The organism is Paenibacillus pasadenensis, assembly GCF_002864175.1.
GTDB lineage: Bacteria > Bacillota > Bacilli > Paenibacillales > Paenibacillaceae > Paenibacillus_O > Paenibacillus_O pasadenensis.
In genome coordinates this window covers 2367031-2391008 of the sequence record NZ_NFEZ01000004.1, presented here as the reverse complement: position 1 = coordinate 2391008, position 23978 = coordinate 2367031, and the positions used below count along the sequence as shown (strand labels likewise).

At 64.4% G+C, this 23978-nt stretch carries 26 protein-coding genes and 1 riboswitch; all 26 genes read right to left on the bottom strand.

The features are described from left to right. Nucleotides 1-13 precede the first annotated feature (13 nt). The 26 genes from ccsA to B8V81_RS19645 all read right to left on the bottom strand — a co-directional run bounded on the left by ccsA (nucleotide 14) and on the right by B8V81_RS19645 (nucleotide 23963). Nucleotides 14-1273: a cytochrome c biogenesis protein CcsA gene (gene ccsA / locus B8V81_RS19770; RefSeq protein WP_101809026.1), complete on the bottom strand. Its 1260-nt coding sequence runs from the start codon at nucleotides 1271-1273 to the stop codon at nucleotides 14-16. Next, on the bottom strand, nucleotides 1270-2928 hold the full coding sequence (gene resB, locus B8V81_RS19765; protein ID WP_101809025.1) for a cytochrome c biogenesis protein ResB: 1659 nt from the start codon (nucleotides 2926-2928) through the stop codon (nucleotides 1270-1272). Before resB ends, ccsA begins: the two co-directional genes overlap by 4 nt. 54 nt (nucleotides 2929-2982) lie before the next feature. Further along, nucleotides 2983-3522 (bottom strand): redoxin domain-containing protein, encoded by a 540-nt coding sequence (locus tag B8V81_RS19760; protein ID WP_228551434.1) that lies wholly within the window; start codon nucleotides 3520-3522, stop codon nucleotides 2983-2985. 73 nt (nucleotides 3523-3595) lie between these two features. Beyond that, nucleotides 3596-4336 (bottom strand): pseudouridine synthase, encoded by a 741-nt coding sequence (locus B8V81_RS19755; protein ID WP_028599813.1) that lies wholly within the window; start codon nucleotides 4334-4336, stop codon nucleotides 3596-3598. A 131-nt stretch (nucleotides 4337-4467) separates the two neighbouring features. Beyond that, the gene (locus B8V81_RS19750) at nucleotides 4468-5001 is read right to left on the bottom strand and encodes a spore maturation protein (protein WP_028599814.1); all 534 of its coding nucleotides are present in this window, start codon (nucleotides 4999-5001) and stop codon (nucleotides 4468-4470) included. Between the two features lie 12 nt (nucleotides 5002-5013). Further along, on the bottom strand, nucleotides 5014-5697 hold the full coding sequence (locus B8V81_RS19745; protein ID WP_101809024.1) for a nucleoside recognition domain-containing protein: 684 nt from the start codon (nucleotides 5695-5697) through the stop codon (nucleotides 5014-5016). Between the two features lie 4 nt (nucleotides 5698-5701). After that, on the bottom strand, nucleotides 5702-6907 hold the full coding sequence (locus B8V81_RS19740; RefSeq protein WP_425320491.1) for a D-alanyl-D-alanine carboxypeptidase family protein: 1206 nt from the start codon (nucleotides 6905-6907) through the stop codon (nucleotides 5702-5704). Between the two features lie 176 nt (nucleotides 6908-7083). Next, nucleotides 7084-7545 carry a GerW family sporulation protein gene (gene ytfJ, locus B8V81_RS19735; RefSeq protein WP_028599815.1) on the bottom strand — a complete coding sequence of 154 codons (462 nt, stop codon included), beginning with the start codon at nucleotides 7543-7545 and terminating at the stop codon, nucleotides 7084-7086. Then, entirely contained in the window at nucleotides 7518-8204 is a 687-nt protein-coding gene (locus B8V81_RS19730) for a DUF2953 domain-containing protein (RefSeq protein WP_101809022.1), read from the bottom strand. The genes ytfJ and B8V81_RS19730 overlap by 28 nt, the downstream gene beginning before the upstream one ends. A 135-nt stretch (nucleotides 8205-8339) precedes the next feature. Beyond that, the gene (gene scpB / locus B8V81_RS19725) at nucleotides 8340-8891 is read right to left on the bottom strand and encodes an SMC-Scp complex subunit ScpB (RefSeq protein WP_373864114.1); all 552 of its coding nucleotides are present in this window, start codon (nucleotides 8889-8891) and stop codon (nucleotides 8340-8342) included. A 13-nt stretch (nucleotides 8892-8904) separates the two neighbouring features. Further along, nucleotides 8905-9687 (bottom strand): segregation and condensation protein A, encoded by a 783-nt coding sequence (locus B8V81_RS19720; RefSeq protein WP_028599818.1) that lies wholly within the window; start codon nucleotides 9685-9687, stop codon nucleotides 8905-8907. A 68-nt stretch (nucleotides 9688-9755) separates the two neighbouring features. After that, nucleotides 9756-10226, bottom strand: coding sequence for a 6,7-dimethyl-8-ribityllumazine synthase (ribH, locus tag B8V81_RS19715; protein ID WP_028599819.1), 471 nt, complete (start codon nucleotides 10224-10226; stop codon nucleotides 9756-9758). 37 nt (nucleotides 10227-10263) lie between these two features. Further along, nucleotides 10264-11496, bottom strand: coding sequence for a bifunctional 3,4-dihydroxy-2-butanone-4-phosphate synthase/GTP cyclohydrolase II (locus B8V81_RS19710; RefSeq protein WP_228551432.1), 1233 nt, complete (start codon nucleotides 11494-11496; stop codon nucleotides 10264-10266). 26 nt (nucleotides 11497-11522) lie between these two features. After that, nucleotides 11523-12206, bottom strand: a complete 684-nt coding sequence (gene ribE / locus B8V81_RS19705; protein ID WP_101809019.1) for a riboflavin synthase — start codon at nucleotides 12204-12206, stop codon at nucleotides 11523-11525. A gap of 1 nt (nucleotide 12207) precedes the next feature. Then, a complete protein-coding gene (gene ribD / locus B8V81_RS19700; protein ID WP_228551430.1) occupies nucleotides 12208-13323 on the bottom strand; it encodes a bifunctional diaminohydroxyphosphoribosylaminopyrimidine deaminase/5-amino-6-(5-phosphoribosylamino)uracil reductase RibD in 1116 nt (371 codons plus the stop codon). 266 nt (nucleotides 13324-13589) lie between these two features. After that, nucleotides 13590-13800: riboswitch (FMN riboswitch) on the bottom strand. Between the two features lie 116 nt (nucleotides 13801-13916). Continuing rightward, nucleotides 13917-14348: a peptidylprolyl isomerase gene (locus tag B8V81_RS19695; protein ID WP_028599823.1), complete on the bottom strand. Its 432-nt coding sequence runs from the start codon at nucleotides 14346-14348 to the stop codon at nucleotides 13917-13919. A 111-nt stretch (nucleotides 14349-14459) separates the two neighbouring features. Beyond that, a complete protein-coding gene (lysA, locus tag B8V81_RS19690; RefSeq protein WP_028599824.1) occupies nucleotides 14460-15791 on the bottom strand; it encodes a diaminopimelate decarboxylase in 1332 nt (443 codons plus the stop codon). Between the two features lie 144 nt (nucleotides 15792-15935). Further along, the gene (locus B8V81_RS26200; protein ID WP_323744197.1) at nucleotides 15936-18377 is read right to left on the bottom strand and encodes a spore germination protein; all 2442 of its coding nucleotides are present in this window, start codon (nucleotides 18375-18377) and stop codon (nucleotides 15936-15938) included. Nucleotides 18378-18396: 19 nt separating this feature from the next. Continuing rightward, a complete protein-coding gene (locus B8V81_RS19680) occupies nucleotides 18397-18825 on the bottom strand; it encodes a stage V sporulation protein AB (protein WP_028599825.1) in 429 nt (142 codons plus the stop codon). Further along, nucleotides 18818-19474 (bottom strand): stage V sporulation protein AA, encoded by a 657-nt coding sequence (locus B8V81_RS19675; protein ID WP_101809017.1) that lies wholly within the window; start codon nucleotides 19472-19474, stop codon nucleotides 18818-18820. Before B8V81_RS19675 ends, B8V81_RS19680 begins: the two co-directional genes overlap by 8 nt. A 164-nt stretch (nucleotides 19475-19638) precedes the next feature. Then, a complete protein-coding gene (gene sigF, locus B8V81_RS19670; protein WP_028599827.1) occupies nucleotides 19639-20394 on the bottom strand; it encodes an RNA polymerase sporulation sigma factor SigF in 756 nt (251 codons plus the stop codon). An 18-nt stretch (nucleotides 20395-20412) separates the two neighbouring features. Further along, complete coding sequence (gene spoIIAB, locus B8V81_RS19665; RefSeq protein WP_028599828.1) at nucleotides 20413-20874, bottom strand: anti-sigma F factor; 462 nt, start codon at nucleotides 20872-20874, stop codon at nucleotides 20413-20415. Further along, entirely contained in the window at nucleotides 20871-21224 is a 354-nt protein-coding gene (gene spoIIAA / locus B8V81_RS19660) for an anti-sigma F factor antagonist (RefSeq protein ID WP_028599829.1), read from the bottom strand. The genes spoIIAB and spoIIAA overlap by 4 nt, the downstream gene beginning before the upstream one ends. Nucleotides 21225-21345: 121 nt before the next feature. Continuing rightward, the gene (locus B8V81_RS19655) at nucleotides 21346-22620 is read right to left on the bottom strand and encodes a D-alanyl-D-alanine carboxypeptidase family protein (RefSeq protein ID WP_028599830.1); all 1275 of its coding nucleotides are present in this window, start codon (nucleotides 22618-22620) and stop codon (nucleotides 21346-21348) included. A gap of 229 nt (nucleotides 22621-22849) precedes the next feature. Beyond that, on the bottom strand, nucleotides 22850-23023 hold the full coding sequence (locus B8V81_RS19650; protein WP_084137430.1) for an aspartyl-phosphate phosphatase Spo0E family protein: 174 nt from the start codon (nucleotides 23021-23023) through the stop codon (nucleotides 22850-22852). A 112-nt stretch (nucleotides 23024-23135) separates the two neighbouring features. After that, entirely contained in the window at nucleotides 23136-23963 is an 828-nt protein-coding gene (locus B8V81_RS19645) for a purine-nucleoside phosphorylase (RefSeq protein ID WP_028599831.1), read from the bottom strand. Between the last annotated feature and the right edge of the window lie 15 nt (nucleotides 23964-23978).

Below are 23978 nucleotides of genomic sequence, written 5' to 3'. Positions count from 1 at the left end.
CTTTGGTAGTCCTTTATACTCCGGCGTACGAATGCAGGCCGGCGATGACCAGATTGACGCCTATCAGCGTAAACATAATAATAACGAATCCGATGACCGTAAGCCAGGACGAGCGCTTGCCGTGCCAGCCGCGAGAGAGACGCAGATGGAGGTAGGCGCTGTAGAACAGCCAGGTGATGAGCGCCCAGACTTCCTTCGGATCCCAGCCCCAGAAGCGCGACCAGGCGATCTGCGCCCAGATCATCGCGAAGATGAGCGCGCCCAGCGTAAAGATCGGGAAGCCGATCGCGATCGCCCGGTAGCTGATCTCGTCCAGATCGTCGGGATCGATGTCGGTCGTCATCGGATGGATGACGGCGCCGAGCTGCTTGCGGAAAGCGAGCCGCAGCAGGCCGTACAGGATGGCGCCCGCCAGCAGCGACCAGACGACCGTATTGAGCTTGCGGCCAGCGTTGATGCCGTTCATCCAGGACGGCGCCTCGAACAGCGGCTTGTCCACGCCGAGGAACGAATCCGCGTGCAGCAGCTCGCTGTTGAACGGCTGGACGATCGGCGGCATCGTGTAGCGGACCGTCTCGACGTTCGAGACCGCCTCGCCCGCCTGCGTCACGTCCGCCGTCTCCTGGCGGAACTCCGCTTCGTAGCCGGCCATGCGGAAGCTGAACACGCTGATGATGAAGCCGACGGCGACGATCAGCATGAACAGCGTGACCTCGACCCAGAAGCGCTCGCGGCGCGCGCGCTTCTCGCCGCTGCCGTAGTCGACGGTGCGCAGCAGATGCAGCAGGCCGGCGGCGAAGCCGACCGCCAGGAACGCCTCGCCGAGCGCGGCCGTCGTCACATGGATCTTGAGCCAGTAGGAATTGAGCGCCGGGATGAGCGGCTGCGATTCCTGCGGGAAGACGGATGCGTAGGCGATGATGATGATGACGAGCGGCAAGGCGAACATGCCGAGGATCGGCTTGCGGTAGATCAGGAAGATGATGACGAAGGCAAGCATGACCGCCATGCCGAGGAACGTCATGAACTCGTACATGTTGCTGACCGGAATATGCCCTTGTCCGATCCAGCGGGTGAAGAAGAACGTCAGCTGCGCGGCAAGGCCGAGGGCGGAGACGATGAACGCGATCCGTCCCCATTTGCGCTCATGCCCCGCCGGATCGCCGTGGCTCCATTTGCGGCCGGCGATAGCCATCACATAAAAGAGAAAGCCGAAGCAATACAGGAAAAATGCCGCTATGAAAGCGGAGCTGCTGAGATCAAGCCAATTCACGTCCGATTCCCTCCGTTATCCAAGCTCTTCGGATCGGTCTCGCTGCCCGCGGCCTTCAGCGCCGCCGCGAGATCCGCCCGCATGCCGTACCAGTTTTTGTTCGTGTGCGCGCCGATCGTCGCGCGGCTGCCGTCGACGCGCAGCCAGATACGGCGGTGATGCCAGTACGCTCCCATGACGAGGCCCAGCATCGAGATGCCGAGGCCGACCCAGATATACGGCATCGCAAGGTCCTTGCGGACGTTGAGGAACGTCGTATATTCGACGAAGCTCACGTTCTCCATGCCGTTCACCTTGATCTCCAGCCGGTCCGCGATCGCGGCGTTCAGCTTGTCCTGGCTGAAGGCGGCCTTGTCCTTTTGCATCGGGAAGTAGATGTACGGCTCTCCTTGCTCGTCGAGGCCGGGGCCGTAGACGAGGAAGATGAAGGCCGGAGCCTTAGGATCCCGCGACTTGGTGATCGGATTGCCGTCGTCGCCGATCGCGAACTCCATGAAGTTCTGCTTCAGCTCCAGCCGGTACGGCCCGACCTCGAACGTCGTCTCGGGATCGCGCATCTTCAGCGTGAACGGACCGTAGGTCTCGCCCGTCGTCTTGTCGATGACGACCGGCTTGACCTCGCGCAGCACCGCCTTGTTGTCGAAGTCGAACTGGTACAGCTTGAGCCCGTCGTATTCGAGCGGGCTGTTCACTTCGATCGGATGGCGGGCGACTTCCACGAGCTCGGGCTGTCCGGAAGCCGCCGTGCAGCCGCTCCGGCATTCGTACAGGACGGCGTCCGTCCGGTACAGCTTCGCTCTCAGCGTGCCTTTGAGCTCCGCGGGAAGCTCCTCGTCCCCGTAGAACTCGACCGTGAACTTCTCGTTCTTGACGAAGTAGTTCGTATCTTCGATGCGGACGGTGTCGCCCTCGGGTATCGTCACGTACTGGTCCATCTGCCAGGCCGGCACCGCTCTCGCGAGCACGGCGAGGAGAAAGACGATCAGGCCGATATGGTTGATATAAGGCCCCCAGCGGCTGAACCGATGCTTCTCGGCGAGCAGCGCGCCGTCCTTGCGGATGACCTTGTACCGGCGCTTGCGCGCGGCCTGCTCGAAGCGGTCGATCCACGCCTCGGGGTCGCCCTCGATGTCGCCGCGGTATGCGGCCCGCTGCCGCAGCAGGAACGACTCGTGCTTGCGGATCTGCTGCTTGTTCAGCGCGCGGTACAGCGGCAGCACGCGGTCGAGGCTGCAGACGACGAGCGAGGTGCCGATCAGGACGAGCAGCGAGACGAACCACCACGATTCGAACGTGTGGGACAAGCCGAGCGCGTAGTAGATCTCGCCGGACAAGCCGTACGTATCCCGGTAGTAGTCTCCGAGATCCTGCGTCGTCAGGAAGGTGTTCTCCTGCGGATAGATCGTGCCGAGCGAGGCGCCGATCAGCGTGATGACGATCATGTAGACGGCGATCTTGACCGAGGAGAAGAAGTTCCAGACCCGGTCCAGCACGGAAGGATGGCTCTTCTGGGAGCGCCTCGCCGCGCCGTCGTAGCGCATCTCGAGCAGCTCCTCGGCCGCGCCGCCCTCGTCGAGCGAGCGTCCGCACGCCTCGCAGAGCACGGTGCCGGCCGGGTTCTGATGGCCGCATTCGCATTTGGTGTTTTGGAACACCGGTGTAGCCTCCTGTCATGTAGCTTGGATGCGGCGGAGCGATCTGGAGCTGCGTCAGCTCTCTTCGATCAGCTTGAGCACGCGCTCCTCGATGTCCTGCTCCGTCATGCCTCCCTGGTAGACCTCCTCCAGCTTGCCGTCCGGCCGAATGAAGAAGGTTGTCGGATACGAGCGGAGACGATACCTGCGCTCGGTCTCCTTATCGACGTCGCGCAGAATCGGATAGGTCAGGTTCTTGCCCGCCACGAAATTGCGGACGGTCAGGTTGTCCTCGCTCAGATTGACGGCGAGCACCTCCAGCCCCTCGCTTTTCCATTTGTCGTATTGACGCTGGAACTCCGGCATCTCCTTGACGCAGGGCGGGCAGAAGCTGCCCCAGAAATTGAGGACGACGGGCTTGCCCTCGTAATCGGAGAGCGACACCGTGCGCCCGTCCAGCGTCGAAAGGGTGAACTCCGGGGGCTTGTCGCCCGGCATCGGAAGGCCGTCCTTCGACGCAAACAGCGTCTTGCCGATGGCATAACCGCCCAGCAGCAAGACGCCGAGGAAAATGAGGATTTGCACCGGCTTGCGGGCAGCGCCCTTCATCTTCATGCCACCACCTTATGTAAGCGTTTCTTCCTCTTCATTATAACGGCAAGAAGAGACGGAGCAGCGCACGGCCCCGTTACTTTTTGTGACCATTATGTGAAAGCGCCGCGTCGCGCAGCTCCTTGATCTCGGACAGCGTCAGATGGCGGAACTTGCCGCGCTGCATGTTCTCCAGAACGAGATGGCCGAACTTGATCCGCTTGAGCCGCGCCACCGGATGGCCGATCGCGTCGAACATGCGCCGCACCTGGCGGTTGCGTCCCTCGTAGATCGTAATCGCGATCGTCGCGACTCCGGCATCGACGTCGACGTCGTGATAGTCGGCTTCGGCCGGGGCGGTCATGCCGTCCTCGAGCTTGATGCCCTTTTGCAGCCTCTCGAGCGCGCTGCCGTGCGGGACGCCCTTGACCGTCGCCAGATACGTCTTCGGAACGTGATGGCTCGGATGCGTGAGCAGATTGGCGAATTCGCCGTCGTTCGTCAGCAGCAGCAGCCCTTCCGTATCGTAGTCGAGCCGTCCGACCGGGTAGACCCGCTCCTTGATGCCGGGCAGGAAGTCGCTCACGATCTTGCGCCCCTTCGGATCGGATGCGCTCGTGATGACGCCCTTCGGCTTGTTCATCATCAAATAGATCTTTTTCTCGGAGGCGATCGGCTTGCCTTTCACCGTGATCTCGTCCGTCGCCGGATCCGCCTTCGTTCCCAGCTCGCGGACCACTTTGCCGTTCACCTCGACCGCGCCGCTCGCGATCAGCTCCTCGCACTTGCGGCGGGAGGCGACTCCGGCGGCGGCGAGGATTTTTTGTAATCGTTCCAATTAAGTTCACCTCACCCACCATCATACCGATTGTCCCGAAAAAGCACAAGGGAGCCCCCTGCCGTCCCTCCACGGCAAAAAGCCGGCGCCCTCTCCGCAGAGAAGGCGCCGGCCGCGGCAGTACGCACGGTTCAGCCGAATACGTAGAGGCAGATGAAGACGGCGGCAAGGAAGCCGACCAGGTCGGAGAACAGCCCGACCTTGAGCGCGTAGCGCGTGCGCCGGATGCCGATCGCGCCGAAGTAGACCGTGAGCACGTACAGCGTCGTGTCCGTGCTCCCTTGGATCGTCGAGGCGATCCTTCCGATCATGCTGTCGGGTCCGTAGGTCGCGATCAGGTCGGAAGTATAGGCGAGCGAGCCCGCCCCGGTCAGCGGCCGCAGCAGCGAGAGCGGCAGCACCTCGCCGGGAACGCCGAGCTGGCGCAGCATCGGCTCCATCGCGCCGGTGACGTAGTCCAGCGCGCCGGAGGCGCGGAACATGCTGATCGCGACCATCATGCCGACCAGATGCGGGATGATGCCGATGGCGGTGCCGAAGCCCTCCTTGGCCCCTTCCGTGAACGTCTCGTACACCGGCACCTTGCGGAACGCGCCGTATAAAGGAATGAAGGCGATGATCGCGGGAATCATCCAAGCCGACAGCAGATTGATGAACGAATGCATGCTCCTCCCCCCTTACGCTTCCGGAGGCAGCTCGCGCCGCCCGCCGAGCCGGCCCGGAGAGCGCGCCGCGCGGCGGGGGCGGCTCGCAGCCCCTCCGGCCGGCGGCGCCAGCGGCGGCTGCTTGCTCCGGCTGCGGTACCAGCGGTCGAGCAGAATCGCCGCGGCCGTGGCGACGGCCGTCGCCGCCAGCGTCGTGCCGACGATCTCCGCCGGATTGGCCGAGCCGTAATTCATGCGGATCGCGATCAGCGTCGTCGGCACGAGCGTGATGCTGGACGTGTTGAGCGCGAGCAGCGTGCACATCGCCGGCGTCGCCGTCGCGGGCTCGGGATTCAGCTTCTGCAGCTCCTGCATCGCCTTGATGCCCATCGGGGTGGCGGCGTTGCCGAGGCCGAGGATGTTGGCGCTCATGTTGCTCATGATGTAGCCGAGCGCAGGATGGCCCTTGGGCACGTCGGGAAAGAGAAGGCGGACGAACGGGCTGAGCAGCCGGGCGAGCCGCGCCAGCAGGCCGGCATCCTCGGCGATCCGCATCAGCCCCATCCAGAACACGAGAATGCTGACCAGGCCGAAGCAGATCGTCACGCCGTTTTTCGCTCCGTCGAAAGCCGCCTGAGTGACCGCATCCATGCGTCCGGTGGCGGCCGCCACGACGACGCTGACGACGATGAAGCCGAGCCAGATCCAGTTGACCATCGGCTCACTCCCCTCCCGTCGCGAACAGCGCCTTCAGGCTCCTCGACAGCGCCGCGCCGAGGCTGGCGGGACGGCTGGAGAACATGCCTCCAGGCCGGAACGATGCCGTCGCGCGGTCCGGCTGGCCGATCCGCGGGCTGCCTGCGTCGTAGACGGGCACCGCTCCGATCGCGCGTCCGTCCAGCGTCCACTCGAGCCTTCCCCGCTCGCCGAGCGCATAGGCGAGCGCGTCCTTCTCGCGGCTGAGCAGCACGAGGCGGTTGGACAGGCCGGCCTCCTCGCCCTCCGCCAGCGGATAGCGCAGCTGGCGGCCCGACGCCAGCGAGTATCCCTTGAGCGGCTCGCCTTTCGACGCCAGCGTCTTCAGCTCGTAATGCTCGAAGCCCCAGTCCAGCATCGACGCATGGTCATGCCAGTCGTCCCGGTCGTTCAGCGTCACGGCGGCCAGCTGCTGGCCGTCCCTCGTCGCCGAGCTGACGAGGCAGCGCAGCGCCGTCTTCGTGTAGCCCGTCTTGACGCCGTCGGCGCCGTCGTACAAGGCGAGCATCTTGTTCTTGTTCGCCCAGCTGTAGTCCCAGCTGTCGAACGGATTCGGCGCCTTGTGCACCTTCGTGCCGACGATTTCCGCGAACACGGGATTTTTCAGCGCATAGGCGGTCAGCTTCGCCAGATCGTTCGCCGTCGACAGATGGCCCTCCTGATCCAGCCCGTGCGGGTTCATGAACGTGGACCGCTCGAGCCCGATCCAGGCCGCCTTCTCGTTCATCATCTTCACGAAGCCTTCCTCCGAGCCGCCGACATGCTCCGCGATCGCCGTCGCGGCATCGTTGCCGGAGCGCAGCATGAGGCCGTACAGCATGTCCTTCAGCTTCATCTTCTCGCCCAGCTTCAAATAGATCGACGAGCCTTCCTTGCCGACGGCTCGCAGACCGACCGTGACCGTGCTGTCCAGGTCGCCTTCCTCGATCGCCGTAATGGCCGTCATGATCTTGGTCAGGCTGGCGATCCGCATCGGCTCGTCGGCCGCTTCGCTGCTGTACAGCAGCCGGCCCGACTCGACGTCGATCAGCGCGGCCGCGCGCGCGCTCGTCGTCGGCGGACGGGGAGCGTCCGCCGCCTTTGCCGTCGGCGCCGAGAGCAGGCTCGCGCCGAGCAGCGCGAGACCTGCGGCGGCGGCGGCCGTTCGTTTCCACGCACCTGCAATAGCCACGGTATCCTTCCTCCTCCTGGCATGCGAAAGCCGCTGGCGGCCCCCGTCTCCTGCTGCCATTGTATGTATCTTGTCCGGCCGATATGAACAAGCCGGTCCTGTCCGGCCGGAAACCGCAAAAAAGCTGTCCTCCGGAGAGGACAGCCGCTTGCAGCAGCCGGGACGAGTCCGCGGCGCTAAAGAATCGGATCGCTCGTGATAAGAGTGCTCTCGACGCGCTCGACTCCGTCGTGATGACGGAACATGCCCTGGATCTTCTCGAAGGCTCCCGGCACCGCGTCGATGACGCGCTCGACCAAATGCGTCTGGTTGTCGAGCGGAACGACGCGCACGCCTTGCGTGCCGACGACGAGGAACGCGATCGGCGTAATCGATACGCCGCCGCCGCTGCCGCCGCCGAACGGCAGCGCGACCTGCGCGTTATGCCCGTCGGCATGGGTCGAGCTGCTGCGCGCCCCGCCGTCCATGCGGATGTCGCTGCCGCCGGCCACGAATCCAAAACCGACTTTGCTGATCGGCATAATGACACTTCCGTCCGGCGTCTGCACGGGATCGCCGACGATCGTGTTGACATCCACCATTTCCTTGATATTCTCCATGGCGGTTTGCATCAGGCCTTGAATAGGATGTTCTGCCACAGTCTGACGCCTCCTTCCGTTCTCATCATCCGGACCAGCAGCTGCAGTCCGGCAAGGATAGCATTGCCCAAGCGGATTTCCGCTATGCAGTCGAAGCTCGTCTCCAACCGTGCCGAGCGGTAGTCGGGCTGAACGTCCATCTGCGGCTTGGCGGTGAGCCGGCACAGCTGCGACAGCAGGCCGAGCGCGGCCGTCTGCAGCGACCAGACCGCGCCGGTCGACATCGCCGTCCAGACTGCGTCTCCGGTGCCGATCGTCGTCCGCCACGTCCAGCGGCTGATCTCCACCTTGTTCAGCGTGCGCCGCACCAGGCCGGTCAGGTTTTCCGTCCGCCGCAGCAGCTTCCAGGCATCCTGCAGCAGCTCGGCGATGCGCGAGGCGCCGATATCCTTCTTGTCCGCCGATTCGGCATGTAGCAGCGATGGACTGTCGGCCTGCGCGAGCTCCTCCACCTGCAGCCCATTTTTGCCGAGCTTCATCATCGGAATTTCCCACTTGAACTTCAGCAATCCGAACAGCGTCTTCACCTGAAGGGACAGATTGTCGTCGCCTTCATGCCGCGACAGCTCCGCGCGGGCGCGGACCGGAACGGCCGCGATCGCGGCGGCGAGCAGCAGCGGCACGAGGACGACCGCCAGCCAGCCGAACCATGCTCCCATTCGGATTCGACCCCCTTTCCGTCATTCGGCAGCAGGAGCGCGCGCCGATGGCCGGACCGCTGCCTTTTCCCGGATAGCATGCCCAGAAATGACAAAAAAGACCGGCCCGCAGCCGATCTTTTTCGTAGATGTCGCTTAGGGCTCGGAAGATGAGCCTTGGCGGCCGTCCAGGCGGCCGAACAGCAGCTGCGTCTGCTCCTCGAGCTCCGCCTCGGGCGTCATCGCCGCCGGCTCCGGCAGCGCTTCGAGCGAGCCCAGCTCGAAATGGTCGAGGAAGGAGCGGGTCGTGCCGTACAGGATCGGACGTCCGATCTGCTCGGCGCGCCCTTTTTCCTCGATCAGATCCTTCGCGACGAGCGTCTGGATCGCTTTCTCGCTTTTGACCCCGCGGATCTCCTCGATCTCGACCCTCGTGATCGGCTGGCGGTAGGCGATGATCGCCAGCGTCTCCAGCGCCGCCTGCGACAGCGTCGAACGGGACGGCGAGTAGGCCATCCGCTCGAAATAAGGCGCATGCTCCGGATGGGTCGTGAAACGGAACGCTCCGGCGACCTCGGCGATGCGGATGCCGCGCCCGGCCTGCTCCAGATCGGCCTTGAGCTCGCGCACGAGATCCTCCGACAGGCGCTGGTCGATCTCCACGATCTCGGCGATCTGCCGGATCGTCAAGCCCTCGTCGCCAGCCATGAACAATAATCCCTCAATAATCGATTTCAGCTGCTGAACCATCACGATCCGACGCTTCCCCTCTCCAATGGATGACGATATCATCGAACAGACTGTTCTGGAAGACGCGGACCTGCTTCATCTTCATCAGCTCGAGGATCGCGAGGAACGTCACGACGATCTCGTGGCGCTCCACCGCTTCGCCTACGAGCCGGGAGAACAGCGCGGTCTCATGCTCGCGCAGCAGCTCCGAGATGTCGCGGATGCGGTCCTTGACGGATATCTCGTCCCGATGGATGCGGGCGACATGCGTCCGCCTGGCCGCCTTGCGGAGCGCCCGCCGGAACGCCGCCATGATGTCGCCGAGGTCGAGCCCTTCCAGCGGATGGGTGTCGTCCTCCTTCATGTACGTCGTCAGGTCCTCGGGCTCCTTGCTGTAGACGAGGCTGCGCGCCATCTCGCGGTCGCGCAGATGCTCGGCGATCTGCTTGTAGCGGCGGTATTCCACCAGCTTCTGCACGAGCTCGTCGCGGGGATCGAGCATGCCTTCGTCGTCCCAGGCGTCCTCGTACTCGTCCATGACGGGAGGGCGGGGCAGCAGCTGCCCGCTCTTGATCGCCAGCAGCGTCGCGGCCATCACGAGGAACTCGCTCGTCACGTCCAGCTCGAACTCCTGCATCGCATGCAGGTAGTCCATGTACTGATCCGCGATCCGGCTGATCGGAATGTCGTAGATGTCGATCTCTTCCCTGTCCAGCAAGTGAAGCAGCAGATCCAGCGGCCCTTCGAATGCTTCCAGTTTGTACAATAGGCTCATGCCGCTCCACCTCTTCCTGTCCGCCGGTATCGCGAAGCTAAAGGCCGCTGTCTCGCCTCAGGCCAGGCTCAGCCTTGAATCGCCCGCGTCAGATTCGCCATCTCGATCGCGGCGGCAGCGGCTTCCCAGCCTTTGTTGCCGGCCTTCGTCCCCGCGCGCTCCACCGCCTGCTCGATCGAATCCGTCGTCAGCACGCCGAAGATCGTCGGCACGCCGGTTTTCAGATTGATCGCGGCGACGCCCTTGGCGACCTCGCTGCATACATAGTCGAAATGCGGGGTGGAGCCCCGGATGACGGCGCCGAGGGTGATGACGGCATCGTACTTGCCGCTCTCCGCCATCTTTTGCGCGATCAGCGGAATCTCGAACGCTCCCGGCACCCACGCGACCTCCACCTCGTCCTCGCCCGCGCCATGGCGCTTGAACGCGTCGAGCGCGCCGCTCAGCAGCTTGCCGGTGATGAATTCGTTGAAGCGGCCGACGACGACGCCGTATTTCAGCCCTTGCGATACCAGATGTCCTTCGTAATATTTCGTCATGTTTTCAAACCCATCCTTCTATTCTAATTTATTCGGCTTAAATTTCAAACTCCAACAGATGGCCAAGCTTCGTTTTTTTCGTGTTCAAGTAATTCGTGTTGCTCTCGTTGCGCTCCATCTGGATCGGCACCCGCTCGGCCACGCTCAGTCCGTACCCCTCGAGGCCGCGGATCTTGCGCGGATTGTTCGTCATGAGCCGCATCCGGCGGACGCCGAGATCGCGCAGGATCTGCGCGCCGATGCCGTACTCCCGCAGGTCGGGCCCGAAGCCGAGCTTCAGGTTCGCCTCGACCGTGTCGAGCCCCTGCTCCTGAAGCTGATAGGCTTTGAGCTTGTTGATGAGGCCGATGCCGCGCCCTTCCTGACGCATGTAGAGCAGCACGCCGCTGCCCGCCTCCTCGATCTGGCGCAGCGCCGCCGCCAGCTGCGGACCGCAGTCGCAGCGGCGGGAGTGGAACACGTCGCCGGTAAGGCATTCGGAATGCACCCGCACGAGCGTCGGCTGCTCCGGATCGATCTGTCCTTTGACGAACGCGACATGCTCCTTGTCGTCCACCTCGTTCGTGTAGGCGACCGCGCGGAAGACGCCGAAGTCGGTCGGCATGTTTACCTCGACGACCCGCTGCACCAGCTGCTCGCGGCGGCGCCGATGCTCGATCAGCGACTGGATCGTAATCAGCTTGAGATCATGCTTGCGCTTGAAGTCCGCCAGGTCCGGCAGCCGCGCCATCGTGCCGTCCTCGCGGATGATCTCGCAGATGACCGCGCCGGGCTTGGCGCCGCACAGCTTGGCCAGATCGATCGCCGCTTCCGTATGGCCGGCGCGCCGCAGCACGCCGCCGTCCTTGGCGATCAGCGGGAATATATGGCCCGGGCGGCGGAAATCGTCCGCGCGGGCCGCGCCGTCGACGAGCGCCCGCACCGTCTCGGCGCGCTCATGTGCGGAGATGCCGGTCGTCGTGCTCACATGGTCGACGGAGACGGTGAACGCGGTGCCGTGGTAGTCCGTATTGCGGACGACCATCGGCGGCAGGTCGAGCTCTCGCGCCCGCTCCGCCTCGATCGGCACGCAGACGAGCCCGCGCGCCTCGGTAATCATGAAGTTGATGACGGCCGGCGAGATCGTATCGGCGAGCGCGATCAGATCGCCCTCGTTCTCGCGATCCTCGTCGTCGACGACGATGACCGGCTTGCCGGCCAGCAGATCCTGCACCGCATCCTCGATCGCATCGAATGGCGCCGCCCCGTCTTGATGGTGTAATCGTTCCATGCTTGCTCCTCCTTCGTTGCCTTGGCTCATGCGAATCCGTTCTCCGCCAGGAAAGCGGCCGTCAGCGGGCCGCCGGCCGCGCCTCCCGGCCTGCCGGCGGCTGCGGCGTCCCCTCTGCCGCCGAACCGCAGCAGATGGTCGACATATTTGCCGAGCACGTCGCATTCCAGATTGACGGTCGCTCCCGCCTGCTTGCTCTGCAGCACGGTTTCGGCGAGCGTATGCGGGATGATCGACACCGAAAAGGCGTCCTCGCCCGCCTCCGTCACAGTCAGGCTGATGCCGTCCACGGCAATTGAACCGCGCGGAATGATGTAGCGGCGCAGCCCTTCGTCCGCGGGCCGGATCGTGAACAGCACCGCGTTGGCGTACGCCCTGCGCTCGACGATCCGCCCGATGCCGTCCACATGGCCCTGGACGATATGCCCGCCGAAGCGGCCGTCCGCGCGCATCGCCCGCTCCAGGTTGAGCGGGCTGCCCGCCGGCAGCCCGCCCAGATTCGTATGCCGGTACGTCTCCGGCATGACGTCGGCCTCGAAGCTGTCGGGCCCGCATCCAGTCACGGTCAGACAGACGCCGTTGACGGCGATGCTGTCCCCGAGCCGGACGCCCTCCAGCACTTTGGCGGCGCCGATGCGGAGCACCATCGCCTCTCCTTTTCGCGCCGCGCCGCGCAGCTCTCCGATCTCTTCGATCAATCCGGTGAACATGTCAGCCGATCCCTCCCTTGGCGGCTGGCTTGCCGCTGATGCATATATCGCGTCCATAGCGCTCCACCTCGACGTCGTCCAGCTCGATCGCGTCGGCCATCCGCTCGAAGCCGGCGAACCGGAACGACGACGGCGCGTCCTCGCCGCCGATGATCTTGGGCGCGAGGAACAGGCAGATCCGATCGACCAGCCCCGCCTCCAGCATCGAGCCGTTCAGCCTTCCGCCGCCCTCGAGCAGGATCGAGCCGAGCTCCAGCTCGCCGAGCCGTCTCATCGCCTCGCGCAGATCGACCGAGCTGCCGCTGCCGCAGCGGATGACCTCGACGCCGGCCGCCCTCAGCGCGGCCGCTCGGCCTTCGTCTGCGGCTTCCGACGTCAGGACGATCGTCGGCGCGGCTCCGTCCTGCACGAGCTTCGCGTCCAGCGGCAGCCGCAAGCTCGAGTCGGCGACAATTCTCGCCGGATGCAGGCCCGGCACGGACAGCCGCGTCGTCAAGCTCGGGTCGTCCGCCAGCACCGTGCCGATGCCGACGAGGATGCCCATATGGCGATGCCGCATCGCATGCACGGCCTCGCGCGCCTCCGGCCCCGTCACCCAGCGGCTGTCCCCGCTCGCCGCGGCGATGCGGCCGTCCAGCGTGGAGGCTGTCTTGAGCGTGACATAGGGCAGCCGGGTCGTGATGAACTTGCGGAACGGCTCGCTCCGCCGCCTGGCCTCCGCTTCCATGACGCCCGTTTTCGTCTCGATTCCCGCCGCCTGCAGCTTGGCCATGCCACTGCCCGCGACGAGCGGATTCGGGTCGAGCTCCGCGACGACGACGCGGGCGATTCCGGCCGCGATCAGCCGATCGCTGCAGGGCGGCGTACGGCCATAATGGCTGCACGGCTCCAGCGTGACGTAGGCCGTCGCTCCCCGGGCTTCGTCTCCCGCCATCGCCAGCGCGTGCGGCTCGGCATGCCCTTCGCCCCGCTTGAGATGGGCGCCGAGGCCGACGATGCGGCCATCCTTGACGATGACGCAGCCGACGGCCGGATTGATGCCGGTCTGGCCGGCCGTTTTGGCCGCCATGCCGAGCGCGAGCTCCATGTAATATCGATCATCGATCGTTTCCCGCAATGCAAAAACACCCCCGATTGACGCCTGGAGCGCCCTTCGGGGGTGATGGAATGTCGGAAACGTCGCCGCGCGGCAGGAGCAGGAGCCCGATCGACCGGATAGCCAAAAAAGCCGTCCTGGAAATGCGGGAACAGACCGCCGTCCCGGATCGAATCGGAAGACAGACTCCGGGCGGCAGCGCGGAACCGATCTCGATGTCTGGGCGGCGGACTTGAACAGACTCCTCCAATGATGGAGGAGCTGCCTTCATGCATGCCTGTCTTGCAGCGAGCCTTCTCCCATCCAGACTATACTGTCGGTCCCGGAGTTTCACCAGGTCAGCCGCATGCGCTCGACGCGCCCTCGGTCGAGGGAAGCGCAGAAGCGGTCATGCGGGTCACGGACTGACCGTCCCCGGCGAGCCGCGGCATATGCCGAAGACGCGCCAGGTACGGATCACCGCCGGCCCGGGAATTTCACCCAGCCCCGAAGGTTCGCTTGAATTCAATTGCTTGCATGACTCATCTTACTTGCCTGCACGCTAAAAAGCAAGCGGACGAGTCGGGATTAAACGACAAAAAGGCTCTCGGACGAGAGCCTTCCGCGCGAGGAAGTCAGACTTCGACGACTTCGACTTTGGCCATCTTGTCGCGGCCTTTGAACGCGTCGATGTATTCCATGCCTTTGGAAATCTTGCCGAAGACGGTGTGCTGGCCGTCCAGATGCGGCTGCGGCTGGTAGCAGATGTAGAACTGGCTGCCGCCGGTATTGCGTCCGGCATGAGCCATCGCGAGCGAGCCGCGCTCATGCTTGTTCGGGTTGATCTCGCAGTCGATCGTATAGCCGGGACCGCCGGTGCCGGTGCCGTTCGGGCAGCCGCCCTGAGCGACGAAGCCCGGGATGACGCGATGGAACGTAAGTCCGTTATAGAAGCCTTCGTTCGCCAGCTTTTCAAAGTTCGCGACCGTATTCGGAGCGTCCTTGTCGAACAGGTCCAGAACGACCTCGCCGCCGTTTTCGAGCGTGATTTTCGCTTGTTTTGCCACTTGTCATCACTCCTGCCTTCCAAAATAAAAGCTATGTACGCCTCTTATCATACACCAGCGCCGGTCCCGAACGCAAAGCGAGCCTCCCGAAGGAGGCTCGCCGGCAGCGGCTTACGGCTGAACTTCAGCCTTGCGCAGACGCTCCGGCAGCACGTCGTTGCGGGAGATGTCCTCCAGCGACTCGCGCTTCACGGCGACGTCGGCCTTGCCGTCCTTGACCAGCACGACCGCCGGACGGCGGATGCGGTTGTAGTTGGACGCCATCGCATAGTTGTACGCGCCGGTGCAGAAAACGGCGAGCAGATCGCCCGTCTCGGCCTTCGGCAGCTCCAGGTCCCAGATCAGCATGTCGCCGCTCTCGCAGCATTTGCCTGCGACCGATACCGTCTCGGCGGCCGGCTCGGCGGCGCGGTTCGCCAGCACCGCCTCGTACTTGGACTCGTACAGCGCCGGACGCGGGTTGTCCGTCATGCCGCCGTCGACGGCGATGTACTTGCGGACGCCGGGGATGTCCTTGCTCGTGCCGACCGTATACAGCGTCGTGCCGGCGTCGCCGACGATGCTGCGGCCCGGCTCGACCCAAATCTCCGGCAGCGGATAGCCGGCCGCCGTGAAGTTCGAGCGGATCGCGTCCGTAATCGCGCCGATGTAGTCGCGTACCGGAAGCGGGCTGTCCTCGGACGTGTAGCGGATGCCGAAGCCTCCGCCCAGGTTGATGACGCGGAACGTCTGACCGAGCTCGGCCTTGACGTTGACGGCGAACTCCGCCACCTTGGCGGCCGCCATCCGGAAGCCCTCGACCTCGAAGATCTGGGAGCCGATATGGGAGTGGACGCCGAGCAGGACGAGATGATCGAGGCTCAGCGATTGCCGCACCGCCTCGAAGGCGGCGCCGCCGGCCAGGTCGAAGCCGAACTTGGAGTCCTGCTGGCCGGTCGAGATATAGTCATGCGTATGCGCCTCGACGCCCGGCGTGATGCGCAGCAGGATGTTCGCCTTGCGGCCTTTGGCGCCGGCGATGGCGTTCAGCAGCTGCAGCTCCGAGAAGTTGTCGGCGACGAAGCAGCCGATGCCGGCGTCGAGCGCCATCTCGATCTCGAACGGCGTCTTGTTGTTGCCGTGGAAATGGATGCGCTCCGCCGGGAAGCCCGCCTGCAGCGCCGTGTGCAGCTCGCCGTCGCTGACGACGTCGAGCGACAGCCCTTCCTGCTCGGCGATGGCGCACATCGCCACGGTGCTGAACGCCTTGCTCGCATAGGCGACCTGGAAGCGGAAGCCCGACGCCTTGAACGCCTCCACGTATTCGCGGGCCCGCTGGCGGACGAGCGCCTCGTCGACGACGTACAGCGGGGTGCCGAACTGCTCGGCGAGGTCCTGCGTATCGCAGCCTCCGATCTCCAGACGGCCGTGTTCATTTATTCGGGATGTTCCGTGAAAATGCATGGATTCGCTACCTCTTTCTCCCCGGCTCAGGCAGGCGGGGTTCGTTTGTCCTAATGTGACCTCAGTATAACGAACCTCGGGAGAAGGAGTAATGGATTTTCTGTCGTTTCATTTGCATTTGTTGCATCGGGCAAACGTCCTGGATCAGGCTCCGCCGTGCTCCGGCATCTTGTCGCGCTGCTGCGGACGGAGCAGGTTCGGCCGCTTCCGGTTCATCATCACCGGCATCCGCAGCATCACATTCATCATGCCGCGGGCGTCGAACGGGATGAACGGCCACATGTACGGTCGGTTGAACGAGCGCTGCATGACGAGGATGGCGAAGACGGCCGTCCAGCCGATCACGAGTCCCGGAACGTGGAACAGGGCGACGAGGCAGATGAGCATCAGCCTCACGATCCGATTGGCGAGGCTCAGCTCGTAGCTCGGCGTGGCGAACATGCCGACGGCGGCTACCGCCATGTACAAAATGACCTCGTTGACGAACAGTCCGGTCTGCACGGCGATGTCTCCGACGAGGATCGCCGACACGAGCGAGATCGCCAGCGCGAGCGGCGTCGGCGTATGGATCGCGGCCATGCGCATCAAGTCGATGCCGCCCTCGGCGAGCAGGAACTGCAGCGCCAGCGGAATTTTGCTGGTCTTCGCCGGACCGATGAACGACAGCGCCGCCGGCAGCATCGTCGGGTTGAGCGCGAACAGCAGCCAGATCGGCACGAGGAACAGCGAAGCCAGGATGCCGAGGAAGCGCAGCCAGCGGAGGTAGGTGCCGATGAACGGCGTCTGCCGGTTCTCCTCGGCATGCTGCACGAGATCGAAAAACGTCGTCGGCAGGATCATGACGCTCGGCGACGTGTCGACGAACACCGCGACGTTGCCCTCCAGCAGATGCGCCGCGACGACGTCGGGCCGCTCCGAATAGCGCACGAGCGGATACGGGTTCCAGCCGCGCTTCACCGTCGCCTCCTCGAGCTGCTTGTCGGCGAGCGGCAGCCCGTCGATCTTGACGGCGGATATTTTGTCGCGGATCGACTCCAGCAGCTCCTTGTCCACGATGTCGTCGATATAGGCGATGCACACGTCGCTGCGCGTGCGCTCGCCGACCCGCAGAATCTCGTAGCGCAGCATCGGATCGCGCAGCCGCCTGCGGACGAGCGAGACGTTCATGAGCAGCGTCTCCACGAATCCGTCCCGCGAGCCGCGCACGACCCGCTCGAGCGATGGCTCCTCCGGATTGCGCACCGGGAAGCTGCGGGCATCGAGGATCAGCATCGTGCTCTCGCCGTCGATGTACATGCCGGTCGATCCGCCCAGCACGGCGGTCAGCATCATGTTCCAGTCGTCTTCCTGCTCCACCTGCACCGCGGGCACGTACAGCTTCATGAACGAATGCAGCGCGTCCGCCGACAGGTTGTCCGTCTGCAGGAACGTCAGCCGCTGCAGGATCTCCGTCATGATCAGGCCGCTCGAAAGGCCGTTCATCATGAAAAAGGCCGTCTTCTTGCCGCCGAGCGTCATCTCGCGGACGACGACGTCGAAGCTCGTCTTGTAGCCGACCTCTTCCTTCAGCCGATCGACGAACGTCTCGATCCGCTCCGGAATCGGCTCCAGCGCATCTCCGTCCGTGCCCGGCGCGGAATTCCCGCCCTCGGAGACTCCGCCGCCCCCGCGCCCTTTCCCGGCGCCCCGGCCGCCGGCCTCGCGGCTTTCCTTGCGCTCCTCGCGCCCATGCCCGGCCGCGCGATCCTCCCGCTCCGCATCGCCGCGGCGAGAAGGCGCGCCGGCTTCTGCGCGCAGCTCGCGGCCGGCTTCGTCGCCGCGGCGAGCCTCTCCGGCTTTCCCGCCGCGCCCTTTTTCCTCGCGGGCTCCGGTGCGGACGCCTTCCCCCCGGGCTTCCCCACGACGGTCATCCCCATCGCGGGTGTCCGCATGAAGGTCATCCTCATCGCGGTCGTCCGCATGACGGCTGTCCGCATGACGGTCGTCCGCATGACGGTCGTCCGCATGACGGCTGTCCGCATGACGGCTGTCCGCATGTCGTTCGTCCCCATCGCGGTCGTCTCCATCGCGGTCGTCTCCATCGCGGTCGTCCTCATGGAGGCCGGCCGGCCGGCTCATCTCCCGCTTCTCGCCTTCTCGGCCGCCGTCCGTCCGGTCGTCTCGAAGAGCCGCCGCCCATTCATCCCCACGCTCCTCCTCATCCTCATCCTCATGCTCGTGGTCGCCGCGGGCGCTTCTCTCCCGAACCCGGGACCGCTCCGCCTCCGCCTCGCCGCTTCCGTCCTCGTCGAGCAGCGCCTCCGCAAGGCCGCCCTCCTCGGAACGGGACTCCGCTTCCGGCAATCGGCCCGGCTCTGCCGACGCCTCCAGCAGCAGCGCCTCCATCCAGTCCTCGCGGCCTTCCGGCCTCTCTGCCCTGCGGACCGGCTCCGGCTCATGCCGCCGCTCGGCCTGCTCCAGCCGATCGATCTCCTCCAGCAGCCCTTCCCATCCGTCGCCGGAGCGGCTTTCCCCGCTCGTCTCGCGCGCCTCGACCACCGGCTCTTCCGGATGCTCCAGCCGCTTCACCTTCTGCCATTTCGTCATGGGGTTCCCTCCTTCTGTCCTACCATTGATACACCAGCCAATCGAACAGCGAGCCGGCCGTCTTGCCCAGCACCATCGCCATGACGAGCGCGCCCAGATAGCCGGTCAGGCGCAGCCGCTTCGCCAAAATCGGCAGCACGTTCATCACTTCGGTCAAAGCCGCGGCCAGCATGCCGATGAACATGCCGCACAGCAGGCCGGGCAGCGGCAGCGCCAGCGCCGCGGGCAGCGGCGCGCGCCAGCCGAAGAAGTCCGCCCAGGTCCAGAACAGCGAGCCGCCGACGACCGCCGATTCGAACGCCGCCGACAAGCGGAACGCCCGGGCCAGCTGCGCGAGCCGCGGAATCAGGTCGAACACGATCAGCAGCGCGACCATGCCGCTGCCGACGGCGATGCCTCCGGCCAGTCCAAGCATCGCCATGAACAGCCCCGCCAGCAGGTCAGCCATCGTCCCGTCCCTCCACGCGGTTCGCTTTTTTGCCCATCTCGTCGGCGATGACATAAGCGTTGATGTTCTCCTGGTAGTTGTACATCTCCAGCTCCAGCGGATTCGGCTCCTCGTTCAGCCGCTTGCGGAACAGATGGTTGAAGAACAGCACCATGCCGAGCCCGACTCCGACCGAATACGGGATCTGGAACCAGAGCGGATGCAGCGTTTCCTTGCCGGTCAGCAGGAAGGCGATGCGCTGATGCACCTCCTTCATGCTCACATCCGTGTGGAAGTTCATGATGGCGAGCCCCGCCCCGAAAAAGAGCAGCAGCCACGCTCCCGCCAGCACGGCGAACCGCGGCGAGCGGGTGGACGGAGTCTCGACGAGGATGAGCACCTGCGGATCGCCGAAGGTCTCGATGACCGCGTCGGGGGCCGTCTCGCGCAGCGCCTTCACGATCTGCAGCACGTCGATGACGACACGGTTGCCGTCCTCCGGCCGATGGGTGTAGAGCGGAATCCGCTTCAGCTCCCCGGCGAGCGGCTCGTCGGCCAGCAGCCGGACGACGGAGCCGAGCCGCACCGTCCCTTCCGGAGGGATGGAGATCCGCTTCTTCAGCCGCAAATAAACGGGAATCGGTCCGGCATTCGTTCGTTTGCGCGACATGGCGCCGCCTCCTTCCGCCACCATTTCCGACTCTTGGTTAGTATGGAACGGCTGCGGCGCGGCTACTCCTAGGCAGCCGCCCCCCGCGCAAGCCAAAAAAAGCCAGCCTCGCGGCTGGCTTGATGATGCGATATAGAGGAGCGGGATCGCGATGGACGTCCTTCCTACTGGGCGATCTGCTCCTTGATCGACTGCAGGATCTTCTTTTCCAGCCGGGAAACCTGCACCTGGGAGATGCCGAGCCGGCCCGCCACCTCGGACTGCGTCTGGTCGCGGTAATAGCGCAAGTATACGATCAGCCGCTCGCGCTCGCTGAGGCCGCCGATCGCTTCGTTCAGCGCCAGCTTGTCGAACCAGCGCTCGCCCGACTCGCCTTCGATCTGGTCCATCAGCGTGATCGGGTCGCCGTCGTTCTCGAACACCGTCTCGTGGATCGAGGCGGGCGGCTTGTTCGCCTCCTGGGCGAAGACGACATCCTCGGCCGTGATGCCGAGGAACTCCGCCACCTCGCCGATCGTCGGCAGCCGGCCGAGCGTCTTGGCCAGCTCGTCCTTCGCCTTGCGCACCTTGTTGGCCGTCTCCTTGAGCGAACGGCTCACCTTGAGCGTCCCGTCGTCGCGCAGGAAGCGCTGGATCTCCCCGATGATCATCGGCACGGCATACGTGGAGAACTTGACCTCGTAGCTGAGGTCGAACTTGTCCACCGACTTGAGCAGGCCGATGCAGCCGATCTGGAACAGATCCTCGGGCTCGTAGCCGCGATTCATGAAGCGCTGCACGACCGACCACACCAAGCGGATGTTGCAGCGGGCCAGCGTGTCCCTGGCGAGCGAATCTCCGGACTGGCTCAGCGCGATGAGGCGCTTCACCTCCGCGTCGTCGAGGAACGGACCCGCGTTCTTCTTCAGATCGGCATCCATGTTTCAGCCCCTATGCGCCTAATTGTACAGCGCCTTTTTGGATTCAATGCGCTTGGTCATGGCGATTCGAGTGCCGCGGCCGGGCTCGCTGGCAACCTCGAAGCTGTCCATGAAATTCTCCATGATCGTGAAGCCCATGCCCGAGCGCTCGAGCTCCGGCTTGGACGTGTAGAGAGGCTGGCGGGCCAGCTCGAGATCCTCGATGCCTCCGCCGTCGTCGGATATGACGATCGTGACCGAGTCGCCGCTGATCGTCGCCTCGATCGAGACAAGCTGCGTCTCGTCGCTGTCGTAGCCGTGGATGATCGAGTTCGTCACCGCCTCGGAGATGACGGTCTTCAGGTCGTTCAGCTCTTCCATCGTCGGATCCAGCTGGGAGATGAACGCCGCCACGCTGACGCGCGCGAACGCCTCGTTCTCCGATCGCGCGCTGAAGCTCAGCTTCATCGTATTGGCCGCTGCCGGCTGACGCTCGCTCATAAAGCCACCTCCAGGCTCGAGAGCGCATCGCTCTCGGTGTCGTGTATCGGCATGATCTTGAACAGGCCCGACAGCTCGAACAGGCGGTAGACGCCCGGACTCGCGTCGCAGACGACCATCCTGCCTCCGCGGCTCTTGAGCAGCTTGTAGCGCCCGAGGATGACGCCGAGCCCGGAGCTGTCCATAAAGGCGAGCTCCTTGAGGCTGAGGATAACGTCGGTGCTGCCGCCTCTCAAGATCGCTTCCTCTATCCGGATGCGGACCGAATCGGCTGTGTGGTGGTCAAGCTCGCCCTTCAATCGGACGATCAAGATATGGCGCTGATGCTCCAGATCCACATGAAGACTCATTGCGCGGCTCACTCCTCCCGTTGAATGGAGGAGGATTTCTCCTCCGGCCGTCCTCATTCCTGCCTGCCGACAAAACTAGAAGCTGGCCGTCAGGCCGCGACAGCAATCGGGCCGCGGTCCATCAGGAGAAGAGGCTGCCCGTCGAGCGCTTGAACAGCTTCCACCAGCCCGCCTTCTCGACCGATACCGGCATCTCCAGCGGGAAGTCCTGGATCACCTGATCGCCTTGGTAGACGATCAGCTTGCCGACGGGATCGCCGATCTTGACGGGCGCCTTGATGCCGGCGTTCCACTTGATCTCGTAGCGGATGTCCTTGGCCGCCGCGCCTTTTTTCAGCAGGATGCTGTAGTTGTGCTGAGCCGTGACCGGCAGCTTGCCCTGCACGCCCTTCTCGATCGCCAGCGTGCCCATGCTGTCGCCTTTTTTGAGGATCGGGTAATTGGCGTATTGCGCGAACGAATAGTCGAGCAGGCTCGACACCTCGGCGTTGCGCGTCTTCGTATTGGGCTCGCCCATGACGACCGCCACGACCCTCATGCCGTCGCGCTTCGCCGTCGCGGACAGGCAGTATTTCGCCTCGCTCGTGTATCCGGTCTTCAGTCCGTCGGCGCCGGAGTAAAAGCGCACGAGCTTGTTCGTATTCACGAGCCAGAACGGCTTCTCGCTGTCCTTGCGCAGGTAGTCCTGGTATTGGCCGGTGTACTTCGTGATGAGGCTGTGCTTCAGCAGCTCGCGCGACATGACGGCGATGTCGTGGGCCGACGTGTAGTGGTCCGCGGCGGGCAGCCCGTTCGGATTGGCGAAATGGGTATCCTTCAAGCCGAGCTGCGCCGCCTTCTCGTTCATCATCGAGACGAACTCGGCCTCCGTGCCGCCGATCTTCTCCGCCATCGCGACCGACGCGTCGTTGCCGGACGCCATCGCGATGCCCTTGAGCATGTCGTCGACCGTCATCTGCTCGCCCGGCTCGAGGAAGATCTGCGAGCCGCCCATCGAGGCGGCGTACTCGCTCGTCGACACCTTGTCCGTCAGCTTGAGCTTTCCGTCCTGGATCGCCTCGACGATCAGCAGCATCGTCATGATCTTCGTGATGCTCGCCGGCGGCAGCTTGTCGTGGCTGTTCTTCTCGTAAATGACCGTGCCGCTGTCCGCGTCCATGACGATCGCCGATCGCGCCGATGGGGCGAGATCGCTGGAGGCGGCCGGCGCTCCGGCCGCGCTGCCCGCTTGGAGAGCGTCCGGCAGGAGCGGAAGCGCGGGGCCTGGGCCCGGCTCCGCCGTCGCGTAGGCCGGCATGTCATGAGGGATGGTCGAGCCCGCGCTGGCGGGAGCGGCTGCCGTCAGCGGGGTAAGCGCGATGGCAGCGGCAAGCAAAGCCGTAAGTCGTTTCAACAGAAGTACCTCCTCGAAATGGATCGTCGGCCGCCTGAGTGCAGGACGGCATTCTTCTGCTTTCCATTCTTGCCCATTCCGATGGAGGATATTCCCAAGCGGCCGAAACCCGAGCCCGGGCGCAGCAAAAAAGCAGGCCGGCGCCGGCCGCGGGAAGGCGCATGGATCGCGTCTTCGCCTGCGGCAGGCGCTGCCTGCTTGGCGGAAGCTCCGGCGCTTTCGCCCGGAGCGGTCATTTGCGGAGTCGGGTCAGCCTTTCTTCCTGGACCTGTACGATGAGGAGATCCAAGGACTGGCTGATCTGCAGCACCTCGCCATGCAGCAGCGTATTCTGCAGCGAAGCCGTCTCGACCATTTGTCCTCGCAGTCTTTCGATCTGCTGGTGCAGCTGAGCGTTCTCGATCATTCCATTCCTCTCCAACCTTCGTCTTTGATCGCGGCTATTCTACAACAGAGAGGAAGAAAAGGCTGTCAGAACGCGTCGAGCCGAAAGTCTCATTTGAGCGCCGGAAATGGGACTACAGTCTCGAAACGAGCGTCTGCACGAGGCCCAGGAAGCGGGATTTGACGCGTTCTGTCGTTTCGATGACCTCCTCGTGCGAAAGCGGCTGATCCAGAATGCCGGAAGCCATGTTCGTGATGCAGGAGATGCCCACGACCTCGAGGCCGCAGTGGCGCGCCGCGATTACTTCCGTCACGGTCGACATGCCGACCGCGTCCGCTCCGAGCGTCCGCATCATGCGGATCTCCGCCGGCGTCTCGTACGACGGGCCGAGCACGGCCAGATAGACGCCCTCGCGCAGCTCGAAGCCTTGCTCGGAAGCGATCTCCTTGGCGACGGCGCGCAGCCGGCGGCTGTAGGCCTCCGACATGTCCGGGAAGCGGACGCCGACGGCGCTGTCGTTCGGCCCGATGAGCGGATTGCGGCCGGTCAGGTTGATATGGTCGGACAGCAGCATCAGGTCGCCTGCGGAATAGGTGGTGTTGATGCCGCCGGCGGCGTTGGTGACGACGAGCTTGTCCGCTCCGAGCGCTTTCATGACGCGCACGGGGAATGCCGTCAGCTCCGCGCCGTAGCCTTCATACATATGGAAGCGGCCCTTCATCAGAACGACCGGAACGCCGGCCAGCTTGCCGACGAGCAGCTCGCCGGCATGCCCTTCGACCGTGGAGACCGGGAAATGCGGGATGTCCTCGTAGGAAATCGTGACGGCGTCTTCGATCAGATCGGCCAGAATGCCGAGACCCGAGCCCATGATGAGGCCGACCTGCGGCTGGATTGGACTGCGGGACGCGATATAGGCGACCGCTTCTTGAATATGGCTGGCTTGCTGTTGGATGCTCATGCTACTTCTTCCTCT